Raw genomic sequence first — 7075 nt, forward strand, 5'->3', positions numbered from 1 at the left:
ATCTCCAGAAGGCAATTTGAGGGCGGGAACTTACGCCGCGACCCGTTGATAAAGATCGCGGGCTGTGCCGCATTATCCGGTTCGGCAAGCTGTACGCAACCACCGGATTGCCGTCGTTCTGAACCAGGCGGCCCCTTGAGCATCCCGCCCATCATGGGGGACCGAGGGGCGACGGCAAATCTTTTATTGTGGCGGGTATAAACATCCTGTTAAAATCGATCAACGCTCGTGCATGCGTCTGAAGATCGTGCCCAACGACCCCCGTGACGCTGCACGGTCCCGCCAACGATCCACCCCGCCTGCCCGCCGATGTCCCGAAAACTCCTTCGCACGCAAGTTGTCGGCTGCGCGGATTTTCACCGCGCACAGCGAACTTCGCGCCGCCAGGTATTGCAGGCCGGCTGCGCTAGCGCGCTAGGGTTGGGGCTCGACGCGCTCTTGGGAGCCCGGGCCGCCGCAGGATCTAGTGTCGCGACGGGACCGGCGGGATTCGGGAAGGCCAAGGCGTGCATCTTCCTCTTCATGTGGGGCGGACCGAGCCAGCTCGAAACCTTCGATCCCAAGCCCGACGCCCCGGCCGAAATCCGCGGAACGTTTCAGCCGATCGCGACCGCCGTACCGGGCACGTTCATCAGCGAGCACTTCCAGCGCGTGGCGAAGCTCACCGACCGGCTGGCGATCGTCCGCTCACTGTCGCACAACGATCCGGCACATTTGTCGAGCGGTCACGTGACGCTGACCGGGCACCTGGCGCCCGTCGTCAAGAGCGACGCCGATCCTCCTAGCGAGCGCGACACGCCGCACCTGGGCTCGGTCGTGGCGCGGATGCGACCAGCGAGTTCCTTGGTCCCTCCGTTTGTCACGTTGCCTTGGCTCGCCATGCATCCGGCGGCGCCCGGCGGACGTGCGCCCGGGCAAAATGGCGGATGGCTCGGCTCGCGCTACGATCCGATGTTGATCGCGGGCGATCCCAGCAAAGCCGATTGGCGTGTCGACGCGTTAGCGCTAGCGGACGATATTACGCTTGATCGCTTGAACAACCGCCAGTCGCTCCTGGCCACGATCGACGAGCAGCGACGCATTGCCCAGCGCGCTGCCGACGCCGGCGTGGATGGTTTCAAACAGAAGGCGCTGTCGATGCTCAGTTCGGCTGCCGCGCGCGAGGCATTCGACCTGGCGGCCGAGCCTGACGCAGTGCGCGAGCGCTACGGTCGCAACATCCATGGTCAAAGCGTGCTTCTGGCACGGCGGCTAGTTGAGCACGGCGTGTCGCTTGTGAGCGTGAACTGGCACAACGACGGGCGGAACTTCTGGGACACGCACGGCAACAATTTTAATCGCTTGAAGAACGATTTGATTCCGCCTGCCGATCAGGCGCTCGCGGCGCTACTCACCGATCTGGCCGAGCGCGGCATGCTCGACGAAACCATCGTGGCCTGGGTTGGCGAATTCGGCCGCAAACCGCAGATTGCCAACAACGTCGCGGGGCGCGATCACTGGCCGCGCTGCTACAGCGGGCTGTTGGCCGGCGGAGGTATTCGTGGCGGGGCCATCTACGGCGCAAGTGATGCCCAGGCTGCCTATCCCGCCGAAAATGCATGTTCGCCACAGGACTATGCGGCCACGATCTATCATGCCCTGGGGATCGACCCGGCCGTCAAATTGACCGACCGCATGGGACGTCCGTTGGCCGTCTGTGAAGGGAGGCCGCTGGTCCCCCTGTTCTCGTGATCGCATAAAGACGGTGATAAATACGAGATAAATACGGCCAATTGTTTGACAACCGCCTTCGCGGCGGTTTAAGGTCATGGGAACCAGCCGCGCGATTTCTGAGGGGGGAAGCCGCGCGATGGTGATCGAACCTCCCGCCCGAAATGCACGTTCGCACGGTCGGCCCTTGCGGGTCAGCCGCTGAGAACAAGCCCGCCAAACTAGCTCGACACGCCGCCCGACGCTGCCCCGAAGCGCCCAACCGGATCCGCGATGCGATCCGAACCTCCGCCAATGAGCTGCTATCGCTTGACGCCTGCCCGCTGTGTATTGCCCAGTTTGCAAGTACTGATCGCGATGCTTTCGATCGCTACCGGCTATGCCTATGCACAAGCTCCCTCGATCAGCCATACGGTGCCCGGCGCTCTCGCGGCCGGTCAGGCAAGTGACATTGTTCTTTTCGGTGGCAACCTCGCTGCCCCAACGGGCATCTGGTGGAACATGCCGGCCGAGGCCGCGCTGACGCCGGGCCTGGAGAAAAACGGCACCGACGGCGGACAGGTTTCGTACCGGGTCAATGTGCCCCCGACCGTGCCCGTGGGCGTCTATGCCGTGCGACTGGCGACGGGCGGTGGCATTTCCAACGTGCGCCTGGTGATGGTCGATGACCTGCCGAGTATCTCGAAGGTCGGCACGAACAAATCGGTTTCCGCCGCGCAGGAGATCGCCACCAGTGTCGCCGTCGACGGCGCCTGCGAACCGGAAAGCTACGACTACTACAAATTCAACGGTGTCGCCGGACAACGGATTACTGTCGAGGTCGTGGCCCGACGGTTGGGTTACCCGCTCGACCCAGTGATCCGCTTGCTCGATAGCTCGGGTCGCGAGCTGGCGTACAGCGACGACGCACCGGGCCTCGGCGCCGACTGCCGCTTCGCCTACACGCTCCCCACGGTGGGGACCTATTACCTCGAATTGCGCGACATTCGTTATCAGGGGGGCGGCACCCATCGTTACCGGCTGCGTGTTGGCAACTTTCCACTGGCTACTACCACTTATCCCGCTGGCGGCCGGCGCGGCAGCGGCGCCAAGCTGCACGTGGCTGGGTATACGAGCGACGAAGTGCCGCCCATGCATGTGCCCGTGCCGGGCGATGCGCGCGGCGACCGCATGCCCCTCTCCGCAAAATTTCCCAAGGGGCTCGGCTCGACCATGGTCGCACTCGCGACGGACGGCTTGACCGAGGAAGTTGAATTCGAACCGAACGACACGCCTGAGACCGCCTCGCCCATCAGTCTGCCGTCGGCCCTCAACGGTCGTTTCGACGCGCCGAAAGACCGCGATTACTACCAATTCGAGGCCAAAGCGGGACAGCGTTGGCTGTTCGCCGGCAAGACGCGCAGCCTCGGTTCGCCCGCCGACTTGTATCTGCGTGTTTTGAAGGCGGATGGCGGCCAGGTTGCCGAAGCCGAAGACACTGGTGGCGACGAGGGCGTGCTCGACTTCACCGCTCCGGCCGACGGCGTCTACCGGCTGTTGGTCGAGGACCTGCTACGCCGCGGCGGCGCTGAGTATGTGTATCGCGTCGCGGTCTCGCCGTATCAGGCAGGCTTCACGTTGGCGGTCGAGGCCGAGAAGTTCGACGCGCCCAAGGCGGGGGTCTTCGTCGCCAAAGTCACCTGTGCCCGCCGCGATTACGACGGGCCAATCGCGCTATCGGTCGAAGGTGCTGGCGAAGGGTTGGTGGTGGCGGGCAACACGATCCCTGAAAAAGGGAAGGAAACCACGCTCAACGTCACGCTGCCGGCCACCCTCGATCAAGGGAAGTGGGCGAACATTCGCATCGTCGGTCGCGCGAAGATTGGTGAAACGAACTTCCAGACCGTGGCCAGCACGAGCACGCCCCTGAAAGCGGCTTTCAGCGGTTGGGCCTATCCGCCGGCCGATCTCGACGGCTTGATCGGTCTGGGCGTTGCCGGCCCGTTCGCCGAGTTCTTCCAACTCGCGCCGGCGCCAGGCACGACGATTCCCTATCCGCAAATCATCGCCGCGACGTCGTTCAAGGTGCAGGCCAATCGCTTGAACAAGTTCGAGGACAAAGTCGACCTGGCCGTGGAAGGCCTGCCGGCCGGCGTCACGGCCAAAGTCGCGCCGATCGAAAAAGGGAAGCCCGACGCCACGATCGAGCTCTCGGGCCCGGCCGGGCTGGCCGAGGGGGATTATCCTTTCCGCGTCACCGGCGCCGCGACGTTCCAGAATCAGCCGAAGCGCGTGACGCTCGACAACCTGGTGTTGCACGTCGTCAAGCCGATTCAAGTGGCGATTGCACCCGCGGGCCCACTGGCGGCGGGCGGCAAACAATCGGTCACATTGAAACTGACGCGTTATGGCGACGCGAACGGCCCGGTCACGTTGCGATTTCGGTCGCTGCCCGCCGGCATCAACATGCCGCCGGAAGTCACCGTGCCTGAAGGACAGAGTGAAGCCACGTTGGAATTATCAGCGGCGGCTGAAGTGCCGGCCGGCAAATCGGAATTGGCCGCCATCGCCTTGGCGAAGGTTAAAGACCGGGCGATCACGGTCGAAAGCGAGCCTGTGCAATTGGAGATTACGCGACCGTAGCGGTCCCGTGCAGCATTGGCAAGCTGGTTTCCGCGACCGGCACCGGCCAATGCTGACGCAAGCAATATTCGTAAGCAGCTCATAGCGAGGGAGAAGCGATGTGCCGTTTTACAGCAATCACGCGTCGGATCAGCAGTGTGTCAGGCCTGGCGCTATTCATATGCGCTCTGGCGGCTTTCACCGCGACGCGCGCGGGGGCCGAGCCAGTGGCCAGCGGCGATGTCGCGCTTGAGCCGGTCGTGATTGGCACGCCGGAGCGATTGGAAGTGCAGCCGGCAACGTTTCAACTCGCTACCCCGCAGCGGCGCATGCACTTGATCGTGAGTGGCTTCTACGCCGACGGCACGACGCAAGACCTGACGCGCGTGGCCGAATTCAAGTCGAGCAATGAGCACGTCGCACGGATCGAAAACGGCATTGCCGTTCCGACTGGCGATGGCACGGCCGAAATCACGATCACCGCGGGCGGCCAGACGGCCAAGTCCACGGTCACGGTCTCGAACCAGGCCCAGCCCGAGGCGGTCTCGTTTGAATACGGAACATTGGTTGCCTTGTCCAAGCAAGGGTGCAACTCAGGTGCTTGCCACGGTTCGCCCAGCGGCAAGGGAGGCTTTCGTTTGTCGCTGCGGGCTTATGATCCGGCCGTCGATACAGAGACCCTGGTGCGCGAAGCCTTTGGCCGACGGACGAACGTCTACGAGCCCGAGGAAAGCCTGCTGTTGCGCAAGCCGTTGATGGAGATCGCGCACGGCGGCGGTCGCCGGCTGAAGAAGAGTGATCCCAGCTTTGCCCTGCTGCGCGACTGGATCGCACAAGGTTGCCAGGCGGATCCGGCCGATGCGCCGCAGTGCGTGAAGGTTGACGTCTATCCGCGGCAGCGTGTGTTGCGTCGGCCGGCGCACACGCAGCAGATGCTGGTGCTGGCGCATTTCAGCGACGGCAGCGTGCGCGACGTAACGAACCTGGCGTGCTTCTCCAGTTCGGACGAGAGCGTGGCCACGGTCGATAATGACGGATTCGTGGTCGGCGTCGATCGCGGCGAATCTGCCATTCTGGTCCGTTACCTGGAAAAGATGGAAACTGCGTCGCTGGTGTTTCTGAAGGACATCGAAGGCTTCAAGTGGAACGAGCCCGCGGAGAACAACTTCGTCGATCACGACCTGTTTGAAAAACTGCGGCAGTTGCAGATCCTGCCTTCGGATTTGTGCAGCGACGAGGAATTCGTCCGCCGCGTATACCTGGACGTCATCGGCGAGTTGCCGACGATCCTGGAAGCGCAAGTGTTTCTGGCCGACGCCTCGCCCAACAAGCGGGCGAAGCTGATCGACTCGCTGCTCGAGCGGCCCGAGTATGCCGACTTCTGGGCCATGAAATGGGCCGACCTGCTGCGGTTGCGCGGCAACAAGGTGACCCCCTCCGGCGTGTACAAGTTCCACCATTGGCTCGTGGCGGCATTGCGTGACAACATGCCGGCCGATCAGTTCGCCCGCACGTTGCTCACGGCCGACGGCAGCACATACGCCAACCCGGCGGCGAACTTCTATCGCACTGCGGCCGATACGAACGACTGCACCGAGACCACTTCGCAGTTGTTCCTGGGAATTCGCATTCAGTGCGCCAAGTGCCACAACCACCCGTTCGAGCGCTGGACGCAGGACAACTACTACGGCATCGGCGCGTTCTTCAATCGCATTCAGAAGAAGCCGGGCATGACGCCCGAGGAACAAGTCATCTGGATCGCGCGCAGCGGCGAAGTCACGCAGCCGCGCACTGGCAAACAGATGAAACCGTGGCTGCCGCTGAAGGGCGATGCCGAGGTCGCGGCGGACGAGGATCGCCGCGACTCTTTCGCCCGCTGGTTGACGGCGCCGGATAATCCCTTCTTCGCCAAGGTCGAAGTCAACCGCATGTGGGGCCACCTGATGGGTCGTGGCATCGTCGAGCCGGTGGACGATTTCCGCGATTCGAACCCGCCGGCCAGCGCCGCACTACTTGACCACCTCGCCAAAGACTTCGTCGAGCACAAATTCGACCGCAAGCACACGCTGCGGACGATCCTCAACAGCCGGGTTTATCAGCTCAGCTCGCGCAAGAACGATTTCAACCGGACCGACACCAAGTACTTTTCGCACGCGACCACGCGCTTGCTCAGCGCCGAGCAGTTGCTTGATGCCATCTGCCGCGTGACCGGAGTCGACGAGAAGTTCCCCGGCTTGCCGACGGGCACCCGCGCCACACAGCTTCCCAGCCCCGATACCGACAACTACTTTTTGAAGGTGTTCGGCCAGCCCGCGCGCGAGACCGCCTGCCAGTGCGAGCGGTCGAGCGATTCGAACTTGTCGCAGGCCTTGCAGATGATCAACGGGCCGCTCGTACACTCCAAGGTGCGCGACGAGAAGAACCGTCTGCGCAGCCTGGTGGCCGCGGGCATGGGAGACGCCGACCTGGTCGGTCAGCTCTATTATGCCGCACTTTCGCGCCCGCCCAGCGAGGCCGAAGTGGGGGCCGCCACCAAGCACATCACCGCCAGCGGCGACCGCATGCGAGGCTTGGAAGATGTCTGCTGGGCGCTTCTGAACGCCAACGAGTTTTTATTCCAGCACTAAGTTCGGCTTTCGCAGTTTTTGCTAGCGTTGACAGCTTCTTGAGAAATAGGACGAGCCCCGTTCACGATGCAGATAGGTTCTCACGCCAATCGCATCGCCAAGGAGGCTCGCCATGTGTCTTGTTACTTCGTTCGTCG

The 7075-nt window shown here is 63.2% G+C and carries 3 protein-coding genes; all 3 read left to right on the forward strand.

Translation table 11 applies throughout. The annotated features are described in order from the left end of the window. The first annotated feature begins 309 nt into the window (after positions 1-309). A complete protein-coding gene (locus VHD36_19595; GenBank protein HVU89542.1) occupies positions 310-1731 on the forward strand; it encodes a DUF1501 domain-containing protein in 1422 nt (473 codons plus the stop codon). A gap of 273 nt (positions 1732-2004) precedes the next feature. Next, positions 2005-4332: a PPC domain-containing protein gene (locus tag VHD36_19600; protein ID HVU89543.1), complete on the forward strand. Its 2328-nt coding sequence runs from the start codon at positions 2005-2007 to the stop codon at positions 4330-4332. Between the two features lie 98 nt (positions 4333-4430). Then, entirely contained in the window at positions 4431-6938 is a 2508-nt protein-coding gene (locus VHD36_19605) for a DUF1553 domain-containing protein (GenBank protein ID HVU89544.1), read from the forward strand. Positions 6939-7075 lie beyond the last annotated feature (137 nt).

It is taken from the genome of Pirellulales bacterium (genome assembly GCA_035546535.1).
GTDB lineage: Bacteria > Planctomycetota > Planctomycetia > Pirellulales > JACPPG01 > JACPPG01.

Excerpts from the sequence above, each read along its gene's own strand:
- VHD36_19595 (HVU89542.1), top strand. The coding sequence starts at position 310 with ATGTCCCGAAAACTCCTTCGCACGCAAGTTGTCGGCTGCGCGGATTTT.
- VHD36_19600 (HVU89543.1), top strand. The coding sequence starts at position 2,005 with ATGAGCTGCTATCGCTTGACGCCTGCCCGCTGTGTATTGCCCAGTTTG.
- VHD36_19605 (HVU89544.1), top strand. The coding sequence starts at position 4,431 with ATGTGCCGTTTTACAGCAATCACGCGTCGGATCAGCAGTGTGTCAGGC.